This window comes from Corallococcus sp. AB038B, from assembly GCF_003668955.1.
GTDB lineage: Bacteria > Myxococcota > Myxococcia > Myxococcales > Myxococcaceae > Corallococcus > Corallococcus exiguus.
Window position 1 is genome coordinate 160976 of record NZ_RAWO01000011.1, and the last position, 19256, is coordinate 180231.

Annotated in this window: 15 protein-coding genes; 8 read left to right on the plus strand and 7 right to left on the minus strand. The window is 67.7% G+C overall.

All coding sequences use genetic code 11. From position 1 onward, the window contains the following. Nucleotides 1-33: 33 nt before the first annotated feature. Nucleotides 34-621, plus strand: coding sequence for a hypothetical protein (locus tag D7Y04_RS32375; RefSeq protein ID WP_147477237.1), 588 nt, complete (start codon nt 34-36; stop codon nt 619-621). A 539-nt stretch (nt 622-1160) separates the two neighbouring features. On the opposite strand, the gene D7Y04_RS32380 is transcribed toward D7Y04_RS32375, so the two are convergent. The 4 genes from D7Y04_RS32380 to D7Y04_RS32395 all read right to left on the minus strand — a co-directional run bounded on the left by D7Y04_RS32380 (nt 1161) and on the right by D7Y04_RS32395 (nt 8766). Further along, nucleotides 1161-1451, minus strand: coding sequence for a transposase (locus tag D7Y04_RS32380; RefSeq protein ID WP_233601667.1), 291 nt, complete (start codon nt 1449-1451; stop codon nt 1161-1163). 215 nt (nt 1452-1666) lie between these two features. Continuing rightward, nucleotides 1667-4636, minus strand: coding sequence for a DNRLRE domain-containing protein (locus D7Y04_RS32385; protein WP_233601668.1), 2970 nt, complete (start codon nt 4634-4636; stop codon nt 1667-1669). A gap of 443 nt (nt 4637-5079) precedes the next feature. Beyond that, nucleotides 5080-7125: an endo-1,3-alpha-glucanase family glycosylhydrolase gene (locus D7Y04_RS32390; RefSeq protein WP_121761783.1), complete on the minus strand. Its 2046-nt coding sequence runs from the start codon at nt 7123-7125 to the stop codon at nt 5080-5082. Nucleotides 7126-7263: 138 nt separating this feature from the next. Further along, entirely contained in the window at nt 7264-8766 is a 1503-nt protein-coding gene (locus D7Y04_RS32395) for an acetyl-CoA acetyltransferase (protein WP_121761784.1), read from the minus strand. A 107-nt stretch (nt 8767-8873) separates the two neighbouring features. Here D7Y04_RS32395 and D7Y04_RS32400 point away from each other — a divergent pair, with 107 nt between their 5' ends. From D7Y04_RS32400 to D7Y04_RS32410, 3 genes are read left to right on the plus strand one after another with little or no spacing between them, the layout of a single operon-like run. Then, nucleotides 8874-9467 carry a DUF2239 family protein gene (locus D7Y04_RS32400; protein ID WP_121761785.1) on the plus strand — a complete coding sequence of 198 codons (594 nt, stop codon included), beginning with the start codon at nt 8874-8876 and terminating at the stop codon, nt 9465-9467. Next, entirely contained in the window at nt 9464-10477 is a 1014-nt protein-coding gene (locus D7Y04_RS32405; RefSeq protein ID WP_121761786.1) for an NADP-dependent oxidoreductase, read from the plus strand. Before D7Y04_RS32400 ends, D7Y04_RS32405 begins: the two co-directional genes overlap by 4 nt. A 43-nt stretch (nt 10478-10520) precedes the next feature. Beyond that, nucleotides 10521-10961: a nuclear transport factor 2 family protein gene (locus D7Y04_RS32410; RefSeq protein ID WP_120594938.1), complete on the plus strand. Its 441-nt coding sequence runs from the start codon at nt 10521-10523 to the stop codon at nt 10959-10961. Nucleotides 10962-10966: 5 nt separating this feature from the next. Here the strand turns inward: D7Y04_RS32410 and D7Y04_RS32415 are convergent, their stop codons facing one another. Both D7Y04_RS32415 and D7Y04_RS32420 read right to left on the minus strand, forming a co-directional pair. Next, nucleotides 10967-11626 carry a DUF4328 domain-containing protein gene (locus D7Y04_RS32415; protein WP_158627620.1) on the minus strand — a complete coding sequence of 220 codons (660 nt, stop codon included), beginning with the start codon at nt 11624-11626 and terminating at the stop codon, nt 10967-10969. 168 nt (nt 11627-11794) lie between these two features. Beyond that, nucleotides 11795-13237, minus strand: coding sequence for a PLP-dependent aminotransferase family protein (locus D7Y04_RS32420; protein WP_121761788.1), 1443 nt, complete (start codon nt 13235-13237; stop codon nt 11795-11797). 83 nt (nt 13238-13320) lie between these two features. On the opposite strand from D7Y04_RS32420, the gene D7Y04_RS32425 reads away from it, so the two are divergent. The 4 genes from D7Y04_RS32425 (at nt 13321) to sthA (ending at nt 17710) form a co-directional block, all read left to right on the plus strand. After that, nucleotides 13321-13776 carry an anti-sigma factor gene (locus D7Y04_RS32425; protein ID WP_120600397.1) on the plus strand — a complete coding sequence of 152 codons (456 nt, stop codon included), beginning with the start codon at nt 13321-13323 and terminating at the stop codon, nt 13774-13776. A gap of 74 nt (nt 13777-13850) precedes the next feature. Further along, nucleotides 13851-14522: a hypothetical protein gene (locus tag D7Y04_RS32430; RefSeq protein WP_121761789.1), complete on the plus strand. Its 672-nt coding sequence runs from the start codon at nt 13851-13853 to the stop codon at nt 14520-14522. A gap of 165 nt (nt 14523-14687) precedes the next feature. Continuing rightward, nucleotides 14688-16220 (plus strand): PPC domain-containing protein, encoded by a 1533-nt coding sequence (locus D7Y04_RS32435; protein WP_147477238.1) that lies wholly within the window; start codon nt 14688-14690, stop codon nt 16218-16220. Between the two features lie 92 nt (nt 16221-16312). Further along, nucleotides 16313-17710: a Si-specific NAD(P)(+) transhydrogenase gene (sthA, locus tag D7Y04_RS32440; RefSeq protein WP_120598888.1), complete on the plus strand. Its 1398-nt coding sequence runs from the start codon at nt 16313-16315 to the stop codon at nt 17708-17710. A gap of 67 nt (nt 17711-17777) precedes the next feature. Here sthA and ahcY read toward each other — a convergent pair whose 3' ends face one another. Then, a complete protein-coding gene (ahcY, locus tag D7Y04_RS32445) occupies nt 17778-19208 on the minus strand; it encodes an adenosylhomocysteinase (RefSeq protein ID WP_120598887.1) in 1431 nt (476 codons plus the stop codon). Nucleotides 19209-19256 lie beyond the last annotated feature (48 nt).

Consider the following 19256-nt stretch of genomic DNA (forward strand, 5'->3'; position numbering starts at 1 on the left):
CTCAATGCTGGAGACGACTTGTTGGCGTCTTGGATGTCCCACTACGTTGCAGAGCTGATTGAGGCCGCGAAAGAGGCTTCGGGTGGGAGCAGAGCAGCCGCGCAAGAAGCGTGTGCGAAGGCGATCCTCGACCTTTGGGAGTATCGAGCTACCTTTCCCGACCGGCTACGTCCCTTCAAAGAGCTCGATCCGGTCCTGAAGGTCCTCGCATCCTTGGATGTGAAGCGACCGGGTTACCGGTACCACCAGGCCGCTCTACATGAGGCGGCAACAGCCCAGGCGGACGAGGACACCAAGCGATGGCTCGACCTAGCCATTGGAATCGACTTTGCAGCACGTCTTTTCATCGCAACGGCCCTCCGTTCCGCTGCAGAGCGGGCTGCTTCAACTACAGCGCCGTGGGTTGAACTCGCTGCACAGGCGGGAGCTGAGGAAGGAGCCGAGCGCGCTCTTGTCGATTTCGTGCTGAGCGAAGAGGGAGAGGGCGACGAGGCTCCTGACACAGGAGCCGCCCAGTTGCGAGAACAACTAGCGAAACTGGAGTCCTTTACCAAGCTGGCAGGCGCGTTCGCGAGCGACATTCGGAAAGAACTGGATGCTCGTGAGGCCGACAGCAAGTAGCGCCAACGCAAGATAGGGTGCACCAAGGTGCGGCTTTGGTGGAAGGCTTGCTCCAAGAGCTTCGAGGCTTCGCAGGCCAAGCGTATAGGCGGGATAGGGGCCATGCAGAGGACTCCCGCGCCGTGCTAGTGATGCGCGGCGCGGGCGCTTTGAATTCGTTCAGACCAACCCGCCAGAACAAGTCAGCGATTCATTTCACGGAAGCATCCACTAGGTTCGTGTCGTCATTGCCGTCGACAATGAGGATGTTCCCGTTGGCCTGCTGGCGGAACAAGTTCACGGCACCCGTGCCGGCTGGCTCTTCTCAGTGCAGAATAGAGGGATTGAAGGGGTTGACTGCGGACGTGAAGGTGCCGGGCGAATAACGAGCGTTTGCTCCGATGCCCGAGCTTTGTTCAGTCAGGATGCCTTGTGAAACATAGAGCTGGTCGGTCGGCCTTGTTTTGAAGTTGGTATCCAGGAGCGGAGTCAAGGCGTTGAGTTGGTTTGTCTAGGGCCAGTAGGATCTGATGCGTTCCCATCCCTGTAGGTAACAGCTCTTAACAAATACCAGGACAAGGCGCCGTAGGAGCATGATGCAGCAGCCGAGGACGAGAAAGTCGAAGTGGACATTGTCGTAACAGTTCCAGTCTGGTGAAGAGCAGGTGCGTCGTACCGCTCGGCAGCGGGCGTTTCATGCGGTAGGCAACGCGGCCATCCTCCGCTCGTGACAAACGCTCCAGCGCCAGCGCACCGCGCGCCCCGTAGCGGCATCGCCGCTCCAGCCCTGCATGTCGTTCGCATGAAGGTGCGTATTGGCGTGCAGGGATAAGCCCTCCAGGAAGGCGCACCGGGGCTGTGCCCCCAGTGTGCCCCTCCAGCGGGGATTAGAATGGGACGAGACGGGACGAAACGGGATGGGGCAGCAGAACGAAGCGATGAGAGATCAAGGCATTCGCCGGTAACAGCGCGACCTGCTTGGCGTTTTGCTTCCGGTGAAAGGCAACTACCAGACGGCACGTCCCCGAGGCCCCGCTTGGATGCTGGAGCCCCGAGGCACGGTGGCCTACTTGCGCAGCTTGAACAGCAGCACGTCGGAGCGCCGGGACTGCGGCGTGTACCAGGTGCCGTCCATCTCGAGCGCCTCGTTCAGGTTGCCCGCCACCACGACGCCGTCCGGGGAGGACGCGAGGTGGAGCTCATGCACGGACGTCAGCCCCAGCACGCGGACCCACCGGGACTCCAGCCCGGAACCGAAGGCCGCCAGCGTGGGCCGGGCAACCTCATCCTGGTCCCAACCGACGTCGCCCAGCCCGATGAGGTTCCCCGCGCCGGACTGGGTCGTCACGATGTTCCCGGCCCCGTCCACCACCATGTCCGTGAACCCGGAGTGCGCGAACTGCCGTAAGCCCACGTCCCCACCCGCCGCGGTGAGCACGCCCACGAGCGCATCCCGGGCACCCTCGTATTCCTCCGGCTCGCGGCTGACGTAGCTCTGGCCGGCGAACGACAGGTACCCGTTGAAGTTCCCGGTGAAGGCGATGCGCTGGTCGGGCAGCACGCCCACGGAGTTCACCTCGATGAAGCGCGCGCTCATCACCCGCGCCCAGCCGAAGTCGCCCCCGACGTCATACCGGGCGACGAAGCCTCCGCGCTCCGCGACGGTGCCGCCACCGAAGTCGGTGTTGCTGCCCGCCTGGCCGCCCACGATGACGCCCTCGCTGGCGTCCACTGCGACGCTATTCGCCCGAGTGCCCACCAGGGACGTCCCGGCCAGCACGCGCGACCAGAGGGGCGCACCGTCCCACTGGAGCTTCAGCACGTAGGAGTTCGGGTACGTGTCGTCGTACGGGAACGGCTTGCCCGAATACACCGGCCCGTTGCCGAAGTCCGTGTAGCCCCAGAACGTGCCGACGAGCACCGCGCTGCCATGCGCATCCGTGGCCAGGTCGAGCACCTCCATCGGGTTGTCTTGGTAATGCTCCGGGTCGCTCGGGTCACCGAACCAGGCCCGGAAGCCGCGCGTCCAGTCCACCGTGCCGTCAGGCGTGAGCTTCATCACCACCATGCCGGAGCCCTGGGGCAGCGGCCCCTTGCCCAGGTCCGGTGCCCCGTCGTAGCTGCCGGCGACCAGCACGTTGCCCACCGTGGTCACCACCACCTTCTCCAACCGCACCCCCGCCTGCGTAAAGGAGCGCGTCCACGCGACGGCGCCATCCGCCCGGTGCAGGGTGACGGTGTGGCCCGATGGGACGGGCGGGGTCCCCGTGCCGAAGAGCCGGGTGACGACCGCGAACCCGCCATCCGGCGCGGGCGCCACGTGACGAGGGGCCTCCGCCCGCGCGCCTCCGTCCTGACGCACCCAGGCCGTGGTCCCCGACGGCTTCGTGCCCCGGTACGAGCAGAACGGGCTGCTCTCATACGTGATGACCAGCCGGGGCGCGCCCCCGATGATGTGGCGCGCTTCCGCGTCCGTGGAGACGAAGCCCACGCTGTTGGTGCTGTCCGGCAGCAGCGCGAACGCGTACGTCCCGGAGGCCGTCACGGTGTTCGTCACGTCCAGCTCCACCCACGCATCCCTCGCGACGGCCCCCAGGTCCACCAGCGGCTCGCCCACTGGCGCCGGGCGGTGGTTCCAGTCCGTCGTCGCACCGTCGAACGTCGACGCCCGGTAGAGCCGGGGCCCGTTGCCCGTGCCGTCAATGGCATACAGGCGCAGCGCCACCCGTTGGATACGCTCCGGCCGCAACTGGACATCAAAGCGGAGGAAGGCCTCCGCACGGGGCTCCGCGTCCACACGCAGCGAGGCGTGGTGCTGGAACTTCGAGTCCGGCGCATCCGCCGCGGCGTAGGTGTCGTGCAGCGCGTTGACGGGGACCTCGACGTACTCCGTGCGGGTCAGGCACGCGTCCGTCGAGGCTGTCTTCGCCGCGCCCGTCCAGACGAGCAGCCGGGGACGCAGCGACGCATCCGCGCTCTCCCGCGAGTAGAACGTCACGCCGTCGCTGGAGGTCGGGTACAGCCCGAACGCCACGTCCCCGTTGCCACGCACCAGGTCCGTCACGTCGTAGTCCACCCAGCTCCCCGTCGCGAGCCCTTGCGCGTCCTCCACCGGGCTGCCCGTGCGGGCCGGGCGCGAGTTCCACGTGACGCTGGCCTCGCTCCACGGCAGCCCCGTCAGCGCGTACACGGCCGGGCCGTCATCCGACCCCGAGCTCACGTACAGGCGCAGCACCGCGCGCTGCACGGCCTCCGTCAGCCCCTGCACCGGGAAGCGCAGGTAGGCCTCCTGCATGGGGGCGCTGTCCACCTTGAACGTCGTGGCGCCGCCCTGGGCCGTGCCCGGACTCTCCGCGTCGACGAACGTGTCGCCGCTCGCGGTGAAGGAGACCGGCGCGCCGGAGAGCGTGAGCGGCGCGGGCGGCGGCGGCGGGTTGTTCTCCGCGGACTCCACGGTGAGGACGAGCTGCGGCTTGAATTCGAAGGACTCGCTCGACCCGAACGTGAGGCTGTCCGTGCCCTTCGCGGAGAGGCGGAAGTCGACGCTGTAGTAGCGGCTGGGGATGTACATGCCCGACACGTCGAGCTCCACCCAGGTCCCGCTCCTCACGGGCCCCTCGCTCGAGGTGAGCAAGGCGTCGCTCCAGCTCGGCCGGGTATTCCACGTCACGCTTTCGTCCCAGATGTGCACGCCCGGCGAGTCGTGCACGACGACACCCTGGGCCGCGTTGTTCATCGCGAACAGGCGCAGCCTCGCGGACGTCACCGTCCCGGCAACGGGGAGCTCGGCCCCGGAGAATCGCAGGTACGTCAGCGCCTCGGGGGTTCGCGAGACCTTCAAGGTGGAGGAAGCGCCGAAGCTCGTGTTCGGGGACGAGGCCTCCACATGCGCGTCCTCCGTGGGCGTCAGGACGACCGTTCGCGTCGTGAGCGCCGCGCGCTCCGTGCCGACGGTCTCCGCCCCTGGCGGATGTAAATCTTCTTCCACCGTCAGTGGCGCTCCGCACCCGCTCAGGGTCGCGAGCGCCACACCCATTCCCCACAACATCCCTGCGACTGTCATCCGTCTCACGCTGACTCTCCCTCTGGGACCACGAGGGGAGGACTTGAGCAACGGGTGAGCCAGACATCGGGCGAGCCACTCGAAGTGCTCCTGGGCCCGCGGACGTTCGAGTGGCTGGACTGTGGCCCCCAGGCCTGCTCAACCGGCCGACCTTTTGAGAGGGCCTCCTCAGCTGGAGGATGGGCTCCTCGTACTTCGCCAGGTCCTCGCCGCGCTGTGCCAACTCCGCCAGAATCAGATGGGAGATGTAGTACTCCGCCTCCAGGCGCTGGCTCAGTGACGCCGGATCCGCTCGACGCAGGTCATTGATCCAAGGGGCCAGGCCCTGCACCAGCGCAGGAGCCGTCGCCTCCTTCAGCAAGTATCCGGCCAGGGTACTGCCGCCGAAGCCCAGGCCCGTCGCCCCTTGAGCGTCTTCAGCGCTTCAGCCACATCGGCTCGCCGGGGCACAGCCGGCAGCGGGCCTCTGCGTTGGCACAGGAGGTCGCGCAGGACGGGAGCGCCGCGCGGGCCGAGCTTCCGGCGCGGTACAGCAGGTCCTGATACGCGATGGAACCGACGATGGGGTGCATGCTCTGGAACTGCACCACCGTGGCCCCCGAGCGCTTCAGCCGGAAGGTCGGCGTCCCCACCGCCAACGCCGTCCGGATGGCCTGCACGCCGCCCGCCGTCTTGTCCTCGCCGTAGGTCGTCGTGCCCTGCGTGATTTCAAGCCGGCCCGCGGACGTGAGGAAGCCCACCAGCTCCACTTCATTCGTCGCCGGGCACCCTGCCCTGCACACCGCGAGGTTCGCGGACGTCTGGGTCGTGGGCACGAGAGACTGATGGTGGATGCGGTGGTTGTAATACAGCACGTCGCGCTCAATGGTCGGCCGCGTGCCCGTCTTGAACCACTGGATGTAATACGCGGTCATGTCGTACGCGGGCCACTGCTTCCCCGTCGACGGCCGGATGTTGTGGTGCTCGTGCTGGTCGTTCCAGGTGACGATCTGGACCTCGTCCAGGCCGTCGGCAATCACATTCTCCCAGATGGAGCGGAGTGTCAGGGAGTTGCGCGCCTCCCAGAAGGCCTTGTCCTTGGGCCGGTAGTCCTGGCTGCTCATCGGATGGATCCACGGCTTGCCGTATCCGGCCGCCTTCGTCTTCAAGCTCCCGGAGTACCCCGACGTCGTCGTCACCGGGACGGCCGTCCCCCACCCCGCATAGGCATCCCCCACGCTCTTGTACTCCTCGAAGAGCGCCGTGCTCCCCGTGCCAAGGAAGACAGGTACCAGGTACAGGCTCATGCCCAGCTCCGTTGACGCGCGCTGCTTCACGGTGGCGTAGAACGCCGCCGTCCGGCCCTGCGCGGCGGGATTGAACAGGCCAACGACATACTTCCCATCCGGCCGCCGCAGGAGCGCCGCGTAGCCCTTCAGCTGACCCAGGATGCGAATCATCAGGTCCTGGTCCCCCGCCTGGCTCCCCGTCCCCAGGATGGTCATGTCGAAGTTGGGGATGATGTCGAAGCCGCCGGCCTGCGAGGCCGCGTCGGCGATCGTCTTCGCCCGCGTCCACACCGCGCCGTTGTTCACGTCGCTGTCGGTCCACAGGTTCAGATAGAAGCCATCAATGCCAATCCTCGCCGCAAGCTCGATTTCGTCCTTCGCGTCGCGAAGCCGCCAGTCCGTCTCCGTCCGGGGCAGTCTCGGGAGCGGCCGCTCCCGCATCATGCCGCCGTAGGCCACGTGGCTTCCGCTCTCGCCATTCACCGCGATGTAGCCGCGCTCGTAGTAGTCATTGGACGTCGGGTGGGTGTTGTCGAACGACACCGGGTAGTAGTGCCAGTGCGCATACACCCGCTTCGCCGAGTTCCGTAGCGTGGTGCGCGGCACCGCGGTGAACGGCCACTCGCAGGGGCCACAGTCCGGCCCGCAGTCGACTCCCGTCTCGGTGCCGTTGCGCACCCGGTCCGAGCAGGTCGCGGCGGGCGTCACGCTCAGCGGGAAGCTGGACTGGTTATCGCTCTCGTTCGTCTCCGCCGGCAGGCGGTTGATGTCATCCACATGCGCGAGGAGAGTGTGGGCTCCCGCCGTGGCCGGCGCGGTCCACACCTTCGTCCCTGCAGGGCCGGAGTTGGCGGTGAGCGTGACGCTGGCCCCCGGCGCGATGGAGCTCGTGTACGTGTCCGACCACGACACCTGTGTACCGTTCACCCAGAAGGAGAGGCCGTGGACGATGCCCGCGGGCGTCGCTACGTTCCCCGCGTTCCGGATGGTCGCGCTGAAGGTGACGGCACTGCTCGGAACCACCGTGGTGGGACTCACGCCCGTGACGACGAGGTTGTAGCCGTCCACGAGCGCATCCTGCTGCGAGGCCAGGGGCTCATGGAGCGGATCCCCGCCACAGCCCATCCACGCGGCCAGCAGCCACAGGGGCAGGACCTTCCAGGTGCTCTTCAAGTCGTGATTCGCGGGGTGCATCCACAGGCTCCGTTCCAGCTCGCATTTTCCTGTCGCGCCATCACGAGATGGATGGCGCTCCACGGGCGGGCAGGCTCCATTGTCGCGGGGGGGCTGAACGGGTTGCTTCTGGATTAACCGCAATACAAGCAATGATGACTAAGCCCGGTGCCAGAGGATGTCACCGCCGGGTCCGGCGACGGCGTGACCTTCACTGCCGATAGGCTCCTCCTTCCCGTCGCACAGGAAGTCGATGCCTGCGGTGTCGTGGGCCGGGACCTTCGCGAGAAAACGCTCACCGGACGCGCCGCGCGCGACGATGACACCGAACCTCGGGCTGCCGTCGCGTTCGTACAGCACGGTGTACGTCTCGATGCGGCCGGGGCCCGTGGCGCCCTCCACGAACGGAGGGACCGGGACGCGCGCGGCGTCTGCTTCCGCCTGATGCTCGAAGGACTGGGGCAGTGTTCCAGCGGGCGGCGGTTCGCGCGTGAGCACGAGGCTGTGGTTGTACGTCGCGAAGCCGCCGTTGCCGAAGAGCAGGCCATGGCGTCCCTGCTCGCGCAGCCGCTGCACCATGCTGACCACCGCGTGGCTCATGTAGTTGGCGACGGGACCTCCGCCGAACGTGAGCCCCCCGAACACGGTGGCGGGCTTCTCCAGCGGCCAGCCCAGCACCCGGCGCGCCATCTTCGGCACGCAGGGGAAGCAGCTGTAGAGCTCCACGAAGTCGAGCATGTCGACGGTCAGCCGGTTCAGCTCCAGTGCGCGACGCAGCGACACGGCCATGCTCGGTGAGCTCGAGTAGCCATCGCGCGCGAGGAAGTCCTCCGGCTCGTGCGCCGCCGCGCCCCGCCCCACGTACACGAGGCGGTCCTCTGGCACGCCATGCGCGAGGGCATTCGCCAGGCTGGTGACAAGGAACCCCGCGCCCTGGTTGACCGCGCTGTTCGCCACCATCCGCTTGCAGTACGGAAACGCGATGGGCCGGTTGGACGGCGAGGGCGTGACAATCTCTTCCACGGACAAAGGCTCGCGGATCCACGCACCGGGGTTGCCCGCAGCGACCCGCGAGAACCGCGACCAGATTTCGCCACTCTCCCGTTGCGCCTCCGCCAGCGTCTGGCCATACGCGGCACGGCCGGCGTTCTCATACAGGGGATAGACGTCGACCGGAGAGTTGAGGCCGTAGCGCTTCCGGTAGGCCGCGTGAGCCTGGACACCGATACTCGTCGCGGCGTTGTGCGCGGAGGGTGCATCCCCCGCAGCCAGCGCCGCGCGCCGGGCCGCCGTGCGCAGGGCCTCGCCGCCCACGACCGCCGCGACCTCTACGGCACCGGAAGCAACGCGGTTGGCAGCCTCGTGAAGCAGCCGCACCGGGCTGTCCCCGTTGGCCTCCGCCGTCTGTTCATGAATGCGCGGCCGAGCTCCCAGCCGCTCCGCCAGCGCGAGCGGCAACGGCCCCATCTGCCGGAACGAGAGCTGATCCACCACCGACAGCGCATCCAGCCGGGAGAGCCACCCACCACCCGCATCCGCGTCCGCCGCCCGCAGCGCGGCCTCCATCAAGCCCAGCGAATCCAGGCCCCGCAGCGGATCCTCCGGACGGTCGTTGACCTGCCCCACGCCCACGATGACGGGAATCCTGTTCGCGTCCTTCATGCCTCGCCTCCTGACCGACCTGCTCCCACGGCCAGCCATCCCGGTCAATGCGACCATATTACCCGGGTAGAATTGACGCCCATTTCTATCCGGGTAATATACCCGACATGCCTTCCCCTTCCGTCACCTGGACCGCCTTCACCGGCCAGCGCCTGCTTGCCTCCGGCTCACCGGCCGAGGTCGTCACCGCCGCCAAGACCACGCTCGATGCGGGCGAGCATGAATCCCTGCTTCTGTTCGACGACGCCACGGGCCGGACCGTGGACTTCCACCTGCGCGGCACGCTGGCGGAGGTACTCGCCCGCCTCCAGCCGGCACCCGACCCAGCCGCCGAGTCTTCGGAACCCCGAGGCCCCGGCCGCCCCAAGCTGGGCGTGGTGGCCCGCGAGGTGACGCTGCTCCCCCGTCACTGGGAATGGCTGTCCGAGCAACCCGGCGGCGCATCCGTGGCCCTGCGCAAGCTGGTGGAGGCCGCTCGCGCGAACAGCGGCGACGCCGACCGTGTCCGCCGCGCCCAGGCCGCCACGGACCGCTTCATGACCACGATGGCCGGCAACGCGCCGGGCTACGAGGAGGCCGCCCGCGCGCTCTACGCGGGCGACCGCACCCGCTTCAACAAGTGGACTCGGAGCTGGCCGGACGACATCCGCGACTGCGCCCGAAAGCTCGCGGCCCCCGCGTTCTCCAAGGAGACGCCATGAACAACCAGTGGGTGCTGAAGTCGCGTCCCCACGACGAGGTCTCTGACGCCTGCTTCGAATGGCGTCAGACGCCGGTGCCGGCCCCGGGTCACGGCGAAGCACTGGTGCGCGTCGTCTGTCTCGCCATCGAACCCACCCAACGCACGTGGCTCAATCCCCATGCGACCTACATCCGGCCCGTCGAGCTCGGCGAAGTCATGCGCGGGGCAGGTGTCGGACAGGTCATCGCGTCCCGCTCTGAACGGCTGGCCGTGGGCGACTGGGTGACGGGCATGACGGGCTGGCAGGAGTACGCGCTGGCCGGTGACGCGGGGCTCTTCGGCTTCAACAAGGTGCCGGACGGCATCGACCCCAAGGCCATGCTGAACCTCTACGGCGCCAGCGGGCTGACCGCGTGGATTGGCATGACGGACGTGGCCCGCGCGGCTCCAGGTGAAACCGTCCTGATCTCCGGCGCCGCTGGAAGCGTGGGCTCCATCGCCGGACAGGTCGCAAGGCTCCGAGGCTGCCGCGTCATCGGCATCGCGGGCGGCCAGCACAAGGTCGATTGGGTCACCCGCGTTGCCCGGTTCGACGCCTGCATCGACTACAAGTCCGAGGACGTCCGGACGCGCCTCCAGGCACTGGCGCCCAAGGGCATCGACGTCTTCTTCGACAACGTGGGAGGGCCCGTGCTGGAGGCGGCGCTGGACCACCTGGCGCTGCGCGCCCGCGTGGTGCTCTGCGGAGCGGTCTCCTCCGGCTACAAGGACCGTGACTACGGCGCCACGCCGCGCAACTACATGCAGCTGGCCTTCCAGCGGGGGCGCATGGAGGGCTTCATCTTCCTGGACCACGTCCCACGATTCCCCGAGGCCTTCCGCGAGCTGTCCACCTGGGCTGCCCGGGGGGAGCTCGTCCTGGCGGAGACCATCGCCGAAGGGCTGGAGCAGGCGCCGTCCGCCCTGCGTGGCTTGTTCGAGGGTCGGAACCTGGGCAAGCAGCTGGTCCGCGTCGCGGCCCCTGTCTGAGCGCGGTAGCCTGCGGCCTCCCACCTCACGCACGGAGCCCCGGATGAAACTCCAGACCACGCTGACCACCGTACTCGCCCTCGCCACGGGCGCCGCGGAAGCCCGGGACCCCGCGCAGGACGAGCGTGAGCTGCTCAAGGTCGAGGCCGCGCTCTGCCGCGCCTTCGAGACCGCCGATGTCGCCGCGCTGCGAAAGAGCCTGGACGCGCGCTTCACGCTCACCGACTCCAAGGGCACGGTGACCGACCTGGAGCAGAACCTGGCGGAGGTGGCGAAGAAGGACCCCGTCTACGAGGTCTTCCGCAACCACCACCAGAAGATCCGCCTGTACGGCGACGCCGCTGTCGTCACCGGCATCACCACCCTCAAGGGCCACTCCGGCAAGACGCAGTTCGAAGGCGACTTCCAGTTCACCGACACCTGGGTCTACCGCGAGGGCCAGTGGAAGCTCGCCGCGAGCCACGCGACCCGGCTGGCGAAGTAGCCGGGCTACGCGGCGACGGCTTCATCCTCCGGAACAGGTTCGTTCCCAGCCTCCAGTGCAGCCCGGCGCCGGTCCATCCGCGCCTGGAGCTCCCGGACGACCCGCACGTAGGAGAGGGTCAACAGCACGACGACGAGCGCCATCACGATGCCGAGCACGCAGGCGGCATCCCAGGGCGCACCGTTCTCCTTCCAGACGACCTTCACCAGCACGCGCTTGACCGTGTCCACGGCGTAGAAGAGGAGCTGAACGCCCCACCACAGCCCCAGGTGCAGCGACGCGGCGAACCGCGCGCCCCCCGCCTTCTCGGCGACATCCTTCATGAGGGTGAAGGGCTTCACGAAGTTGACGAAGGGAATCAGCCACATCCACACGGCTCCGCCTGGAGTGAGGCCAATACCGGCCCCCTGGGCCTGGAGCTGGCGAACGACCCGGTGGAACCACATCAAGAAGTAGACCCTCGAGCCGTAGCCCGAGAGAAAGCCGACGGTGGTCACGACCGCGGTGATCTTCTCCAGGGCTTCATCCCCCTCTTCTCCCATCAGCAACAACCCGACGTGGAAGAGCAGGCTCAGGAAGGAAGCCCCCAGGGTGATGAGCAGGGAGACCACGGCCCGGAGTGCACGAGCGCGTGAGTCAGGCACCTCCAGCGCAAGCTGACGCATGCACTCCGGACACTGGCCTGCCTCGCGCTCGCATGCGGAGCAGACATACCCTCCACAACGGACACAGGTGCGCACAGCCTCACGGCTGGGATGCGTTGGACACACTGCCTGCGGCGCGGCTTCCCCTGCGGTGGCGGTGAGCATGATGAAAGAAATCAGACTCCTTCATCAATTCCTGGTCAATCCCTCCACCTTCGAAAGACAAGCGCCCAGCCGCTTCATGCCTTCTGGAATGCGTGTCGCAGGAATACCGCCATATCCCAGCACCAGCCCTGGCCGAGCTCGTGGCCCCGCGAAGTAACGCGACAGGCTGATGAGCCCCACATCCACCGCCCGGGCCCGCGCCACCGTCTCCCGCTCCAGCGCCACGCCGCCTCGCCGGAACGTCGCGCACAGGTGCAGGCCCGCCACGGAGGGCACCACCTGGAGCCAGTCTCCGCAGTGGCGCGAAAGCCCCTCCGCCACACTCGCGTGCCTCGCCTCGTAATCCCGCCGCATCTTGCGGATGTGCCGCGCCAGCAGTCCGCTGTCGATGAACCGCGCGAGCGCTGCCTGCTCCGGCACCGGACTGTGCCAATCCATCACGCGCCGTGCCCACCGCAGCTCCCGCTGGAGCGACGGCGGCGCGACGAGGAACCCCATCCGCAGCATGGGGACCATCACCTTCGAGAACGAGCCCACGTAGAGCACCCGCCCGGAGCGATCCATCCCATGCAACGTCTCCAGGGGCCGTCCGCCAAAGCGGAACTCGCTGTCGTAGTCGTCTTCAATCACCACCGCGTCGCGCCGCTTCGCCCACTCCAGCAGCGCCACCCTGCGCGCGGGCGACATGGGCATGCCCAGCGGGAACTGGTGCGACGGCGTGACATAGACGAGCCGAGCGGCGTCCGGCAGCGCCGCCACGTCCAGTCCTTCCGCGTCCACCGGCACGGGCACGACGCGCGCGCCCAGCGACTGGAACACCTGCCGCGCGGGTGGATAGCCGGGCTCCTCCATGGCGACGCAGTCCCCCGGCTCGATGAGCACCCGGCCCACGAGGTCCAGCGCCTGCTGCGCGCCATTGGTGATGAACACGTCGTCCACCTCCGCGCGCACGCCCCGCGAGACGCCCACGTGCCGCGCCACCGCCTCCCGCAGCCCCCGGTGCCCGGCAGCGTCCACGTAGCCCCCGGACATCGTGGCGGCCCGCAGCTGTCGCGCCACCAGCCGGCGCCAGGACTCGAAGGGAAAGCCCGAGACGTCCGGGCTGCCCACGCCAAAGTCATACGCGGCGGGAGCCAGCGGTGCTGGCAGGTCCGGCAGTGAGCGCCAGAAGGCCCGGGCACGCAGCGGCACCTGGGCCTCCCGCCCTGCCCTGCCGCGCGGCCGGGACGCCTCTCCCTGGACGAAGCTCCCCGCCCGCGTGCGCCCCGCGATGAGCCCCTCCGCGGTGAGCCATTCATACGCCACGCCCACGGTGTTCCGGGCCACGTCCAGGCGCAGCGCCAGCTCACGGGTGGGCGGCAACCGCTCCCCACTGCGCAGGCGCCCGTCGAGGATGGCCGCGCGCAGCCCCCGGTAGATCTGCCCGGCCAGGTCCCGGCGTCCCCGGAGCTCCACATGGAAGTCCATGCCGCATCCTCCCACGGATTGGCCCAATGGATTTCGTCAATCCTGGCCCTGTCACCGGGCCAGCGGAGGACCATCCTTCCGGCATGACCGATTCCACCTACGCCTCCCACCCCGTCGACTCCGAACGCATGCCGTGGATCCCCATGGGCCGGCCCGGGCTCGCGTTCAAGCCGCTGCGCTTCTTCCGCGACGGCAGCGGCTGGATGTACCTCTTCCGCCTGGAGCCCGGCACCCTCATCCCCCGGCACCGCCACGTCGGCGAGTCGCACGCCTTCAACATCTCTGGCCGCCGTCAGTTGCTCGACACCGGCGAGGTGATTGGCCCGGGCACGTATGTCTATGAGCCGTCCGGCAACGTCGACAGCTGGCAGGTCGTGGGCGATGAGCCCCTCGTCCTGCACATCACCGTGAAGGGCGGCATCGAATACCTGGGTGACGACGGTCAGGTCCTCAAGAGCGTGAGCCCCGCGGAGCGGCTGGAGACGTACCGCCGCTGGTGCCAGGAGCACGGCGTGGAGGCCCTCGCCACCATCGAGTGACGAATGCGGTTGCCCCGGCCTCCGCCCCCGGGCAGGAGGAGGCCTGGCCCCCCTCACCGGAAGGAAGCCCGCCCATGCCGCCCAGGCCCACCGCCCCGCCCCAGCTCCAGTCCGCGCCCGAAGCGCTGCGCAAGTTCGTCGAGGGCCTGTTCACCCTGGATGTGGAGGAGCCCTGGGCCCAGCCGGCGGAGGTGAAGGAGACGGGCGCCGCTCCCTGGCGGCCGCCCAACGCCTACACGCTGGTGATGGGGAACCTGGACGTCGAAGGCAACGTGCTGGTGGAAGCCGCCAGGCGGGACGAGGGCGTCCTCGTCGTGTTCGGCGACGTCACGTGCCGCAACCTCTTCGTCGGCGTGGGCTTCACCTTCGTTTGCACCGGGACGCTGCGCGTGAAGGAGACGCTCGTCGCGACCTCGATGGACAGCGTGACGTACGCGGCGGGAGCGGTGGAGGCGGAACTCGTCGACTCCGGCTCTGGCGCGTGGCTCACCCTCTTTGGAGACGCGTCCCAACTGCACTCGAAACATCTCACGCACTACGTGATGAACGGCCGCAAGGTCATCAAGTCGCAGAACCCTCCCGACCTGCGCACGCTTGTCGTTCCGGAGGTCCTCGACCTGGAGGAATGGGATTCCCTCTCCGCGGAGGAGCAGGCGGACGAGGACCCGAAGGTCCTCATCAAGCTGGACGCGCGAGCCGCTCACAAGCGCCTGGCCCTGGGCGAGAGCCTCTTCCTCTCACCCTGAGGAGGCCGCATCCGGCCCGCGCGCTCCGTGCGGGCCGGCCTCACGCGGAATGTCAGACACGCTTGATAGCTTGCGTACTGTCCGAGGCCGGACGGACGACAGGCTTTCGCCCCCCCTGGCGACAAGCGTTCTCACAAACCGAGGAACATCTTGAAACATCTTGGATTGAAGTCTTTGGCCGCCGTGTGGCTGACGTGTGCTTTGACGGGCTGTGGCGCGGAGATGGAGCAGGGCGCTGAGACGGAGCTGGGGAACCCCACCGAGGCCGCTGAACAGGCCCCGGTGCTGGAGAAGGGGCCCCCGCCGGAAGAGCGGGTGCAGGCCCTGGCCGGATGCACCAGCAGCATTGCCCTCACCCCCAACGTGACCGTCACCGGCATCAGCGCGAACGCGGGGGAGTACTCCTGCACGTACACGCTGTACGTCGCGTCCGCGAACAGCAACCTCACCTTCAGCACGTCCGGCGGTTCGGGCGACGTGGACCTGTACGTGAAGTACGGCTCGGAACCGACCACGGGGAGCAGTACTTGTAGCTCCGCTGGCGCCAGCAGCACGGAGTCCTGCTCCATCACCGGCGCGCAGGTGGGCACGTACTACGTGAAGTTGTATGGCTATTCGGCGTTCAGCGCCGCGACCCTGAAGGCGACGTCCACGCCTTCCGGACAGACGGGCTGCACCAGCAGTACCACCCTGACCAAGGACGTGGCCCTGACCGGCATCGGCGCGAACACGGGCGACTGGTCCTGCATCTACAAGTTGTCTGTCCCCACCGGTGCCACCAACGTGACGTTCACCACCAGCGGCGGCAGCGGCAACGCCGACCTGTTCGTGCGCCGGGATGCGTCCCCCACCGAGTCGGTCTACGACTGCAAGTCCTCCAGCCTCTACAGCAACTACGAGACCTGCTCCATCCCTGTGTCGTCCTCGGGAATCTACTGGGCGCGCCTGTACGGCACCGGGTCGTTCTCCAATGTGAGCATCACGGGAACCTACACCCTGTCGGGGGGGCAGCCGGGGTGCACGACCACCAGCCCGATCAGCAACAACGTCAGCATGAATGGCTTGAGCGCACCGTCCGGAGGCTTCTCCTGCAACTACACGCTGGAGGTTCCGACGGGAGCCACGAAGGTCACCTTCAGCACCTACAGCGCATCGAGCGGCCCCGTGCGCATCTACGCGAAGCGCGGCAGCTCGCCCACCCTGTCTTCGTATGACTGCCTGGGTGCCTCGGGCAGCGCGGTCAATAACAACCAGACGTGCTACGTGGACAACCCCCAGGCGGGCACCTGGCACGTGCGCGTGTACAACGCGGGCTCGTCCCAGACGTTCACCGGCGCCACGCTGCTCGGCGTTTATGTCCCCGGCTCCGGGAACCCGGGCAACCCGGGCACGGGCATCCTGAACAACAACGTCCCGGTGACGAACCTGTCGGGCGCGAAGGACTCGTACCGCTACTGGACCATCACCGTGCCGGCTGGGAAGAGCTCGCTGCTCGTGCAGACGATGTTCGGCACGGGAGACGCGGACCTGTATGTCCGCCAGGGCCAGGCGCCCACGGACACCGCCTACGACTGCCGCCCCCTGACGGGCGGCAACACGGAGTCGTGCCTCATCAACAGCCCCGTCGCGGGCGTCTACCACGTGATGATCAAGGGCTACACGGACTACTCCGGGCTGACGCTTCAGGCGTCCTACTGAAGCCGCCCTGCAGGCACTGATGTGTGAAGCAGTGCCCGGCCCCGAGGTGATTTCTTCCCTCGGGGCCGGGGTTGGGGGAACACTCCGGACCCATGAGCGCTCGGCGGTTCGACGTGGTGGTCCTCGGCTCCGGTCCCGGCGGTGAAGGGGCTTCGATGAAGGCGGTGAAGTCCGGCCGCAAGGTGTGCACCGTGGAGCAGGGGGCCCTCGTAGGCGGCGCCTGCACCCACACCGCCACCATCCCCTCCAAGGCCCTGCGCCACGCCATCCAGCGGCTGATGGACGTGCAGCAGGACCACCCGGAGATGCGGGCGGACCTGGCGCGGCACACCACGCTCAAGGACATGATGCGCGTGGCGACCACCGTCGTGTCCAAGCAGGTGCAGCTGCGCACCACCTTCTACGAGCGCAACCGCGTGGAGCTGGTGGTGGGCCGCGCGAAGTTCCGGGACGCGCACACGGTGGAGGTGACGGAGCCGCGCGGCTCCGTGGAGCTGCTCACCGCGGACGCCTTCGTCATCGCCACGGGCTCCAGGCCCTACCGGCCCAAGGGCGTGGACTTCCGCCACCCGCGCATCTTCGACTCGGACACCATCCTCAAGCTGCGTGAGTCCCCGCTGTCGATGATCATCTACGGCGCGGGCGTCATCGGCTGCGAGTACGCCTCCATGTTCCGGATGCTCGGCGTGAAGGTGGACCTGGTGAACACGCGCGACCGGCTGCTGTCCTTCCTGGACGACGAAATCTCGGACGCCCTCTCCTACCACCTGCGCGAACAGGGCGTGCTCATCCGCCACCAGGAGGAGATGGTCTCCGTGGAGCCGCACGACGACAGCGTGGTGCTCCAGCTGAAGAGCGGCAAGCGGCTGAAGGCGGACGTCTTCCTCTGGGCCAACGGCCGCTCCGGCAACAGCCAGGACCTGGGGCTGGAAGCGCTGGGCATCGCGGTGGACGCGCGCGGGTGCATCCAGGTCAACGACGGCTACCAGACGTCCGTGCCCCACATCTACGCGGTGGGTGACGTGGTGGGCGCCCCGTCGCTGGCGAGCGCGTCCTATGACCAGGGCCGCTTCGCCGCCACGCACATCGTGGAGGGGCGGGCGGAGCACAAGCTGGTGAAGGACATCCCCACCGGCATCTACACCAGCCCTGAAATCAGCAGCCTGGGCCGCACGGAGCGCGAGCTCACCCAGGCGGGCGTCCCCTACGAAGTCGGCCACGCCTTCTTCAAGAGCCTGGCGCGCGCGCAGATTACGGGCCGCACCGTGGGCATGCTGAAGCTGCTGTTCCACCGGGAGACGCGAGAGATTCTCGGCATCCACTGCTTCGGGGACAACGCCTCCGAAATCATCCACATCGGCCAGGCCATCATGGCGCAGGACTGGCCGGGCAACGGCATCGACTACTTCATCAACACGACCTTCAACTACCCCACCATGGCGGAGGCGTACCGCGTGGCGGCGCTCAACGGCCTCAACCGGCTGTTCTGAAAAAACGAAGGGCACCGCGGGCGCTTGAAAGCCCACGGTGCCCTGGATGTGTCACATCAGGCAGGGACTAGTAGCGGTAGGTGTCCTGCTTGTACGGACCGCTCTTCTGCACGCCGATGTAGTTCGCCTGCTCGGGGGTGAGCTCGGTGAGCTGGGCGTTGAGCTTCTTGAGCTGGAGCCGGGCGACCTTCTCGTCCAGGTGCTTGGGCAGCACGTACACCTTGCCCACCTGGTACTTGTCGCTGTGCGAGTAGAGCTCAATCTGCGCGATGGTCTGGTTCGCGAAGGAGCTGGACATCACGTAGCTGGGGTGACCGGTGCCGCAGCCCAGGTTCACCAGACGGCCCTTGGCCAGCAGGATGATGCGCTTGTTGTCCGGGAAGATGACGTGGTCGACCTGGGGCTTGATCTCCTCCCACTTGTACTGCTCCAGGGAGGCGACCTCGATTTCATTGTCGAAGTGGCCGATGTTGCAGACGATGGCCTGGTCCTTCATCTTGGCCATGTGCGCATGGGTGATGACGGACTTGTTGCCCGTGGCGGTGACGAAGATGTCCGCCTTGTCCGCGGCGTAATCCATGGTCACGACGCGGTAGCCCTCCATCGCGGCCTGGAGCGCGCAGATGGGGTCGATCTCCGTCACCCACACCTGGGCGGACAGCGCGCGCAGGGCCTGCGCGGAGCCCTTGCCCACGTCGCCGTAGCCCGCGACGACGGCGATCTTCCCGGCGACCATCACGTCCGTGGCGCGCTTGATGCCGTCCACCAGGGACTCACGGCAGCCGTAGAGGTTGTCGAACTTGCTCTTCGTCACGCTGTCGTTGACGTTGATGGCGCGGAACAGGAGCGTGCCCTTGGCGGACATCTCCTGCAGGCGGTGCACGCCCGTGGTCGTCTCTTCCGTGACGCCCATGATCTTGGCGCTCTTGCGCGAGTACCAGGTGCCGTCCTCGGCGAGCTTGGCCTTGATGGAGGCGTACAGCTCGCGCTCCTCCTCGCTCTCGGGGTTGGCGATGACGGACAGGTCCTTCTCCGCGCGCTTGCCCAGGTGCATGAGCAGCGTGGCGTCACCGCCGTCGTCGAGGATCATGTTCGGACCCTCGTGGTCGCTGCCGGAGGGGCCAAACTCGAAGATGCGGTGGGTGAAGTCCCAGTACTCCTTCAGGGACTCGCCCTTGTGGGCGAACACCGGGGTGCCGGCCTCCACCAGCGCGGCGGCGGCGTGGTCCTGCGTGGAGAAGATGTTGCACGAGGCCCAGCGCACCTGCGCGCCCAGCGCCTGGAGCGTCTCCACCAGCACGGCCGTCTGGATGGTCATGTGCAGCGAGCCCGTGACGCGAGCGCCCTTGAGCGGCTGCTGCTTCGCGTACTCCTCGCGGATCGCCATGAGCGCGGGCATCTCGCTCTCGGCGATGCGGATCTCCTTGCGGCCCCAGCTGGCGAGCTTGAGGTCGGCGATGGCGTAGTCCTGATTCTGCTTCTGGGTAACCGCGGTCATGTGTGGCTCCTGATCCAGGTGGCGCGCCTGCCGGCAAGGGAGAGGCTC

What these genes read in the sequence shown, in the direction of transcription:
- D7Y04_RS32375 (WP_147477237.1), top strand. Translation starts at nt 34, where the DNA reads ATGTCCCACTACGTTGCAGAGCTGATTGAGGCCGCGAAAGAGGCTTCG.
- D7Y04_RS32425 (WP_120600397.1), top strand. Translation starts at nt 13,321, where the DNA reads ATGACCGATTCCACCTACGCCTCCCACCCCGTCGACTCCGAACGCATG.
- sthA (WP_120598888.1), top strand. Translation starts at nt 16,313, where the DNA reads ATGAGCGCTCGGCGGTTCGACGTGGTGGTCCTCGGCTCCGGTCCCGGC.
- D7Y04_RS32395 (WP_121761784.1), bottom strand. Translation starts at nt 8,766, where the DNA reads ATGAAGGACGCGAACAGGATTCCCGTCATCGTGGGCGTGGGGCAGGTC.
- D7Y04_RS32390 (WP_121761783.1), bottom strand. Translation starts at nt 7,125, where the DNA reads ATGCACCCCGCGAATCACGACTTGAAGAGCACCTGGAAGGTCCTGCCC.
- D7Y04_RS32405 (WP_121761786.1), top strand. Translation starts at nt 9,464, where the DNA reads ATGAACAACCAGTGGGTGCTGAAGTCGCGTCCCCACGACGAGGTCTCT.
- ahcY (WP_120598887.1), bottom strand. Translation starts at nt 19,208, where the DNA reads ATGACCGCGGTTACCCAGAAGCAGAATCAGGACTACGCCATCGCCGAC.
- D7Y04_RS32430 (WP_121761789.1), top strand. Translation starts at nt 13,851, where the DNA reads ATGCCGCCCAGGCCCACCGCCCCGCCCCAGCTCCAGTCCGCGCCCGAA.
- D7Y04_RS32400 (WP_121761785.1), top strand. Translation starts at nt 8,874, where the DNA reads ATGCCTTCCCCTTCCGTCACCTGGACCGCCTTCACCGGCCAGCGCCTG.
- D7Y04_RS32385 (WP_233601668.1), bottom strand. Translation starts at nt 4,636, where the DNA reads ATGGGTGTGGCGCTCGCGACCCTGAGCGGGTGCGGAGCGCCACTGACG.
- D7Y04_RS32415 (WP_158627620.1), bottom strand. Translation starts at nt 11,626, where the DNA reads ATGCGTCAGCTTGCGCTGGAGGTGCCTGACTCACGCGCTCGTGCACTC.
- D7Y04_RS32410 (WP_120594938.1), top strand. Translation starts at nt 10,521, where the DNA reads ATGAAACTCCAGACCACGCTGACCACCGTACTCGCCCTCGCCACGGGC.
- D7Y04_RS32420 (WP_121761788.1), bottom strand. Translation starts at nt 13,237, where the DNA reads ATGGACTTCCATGTGGAGCTCCGGGGACGCCGGGACCTGGCCGGGCAG.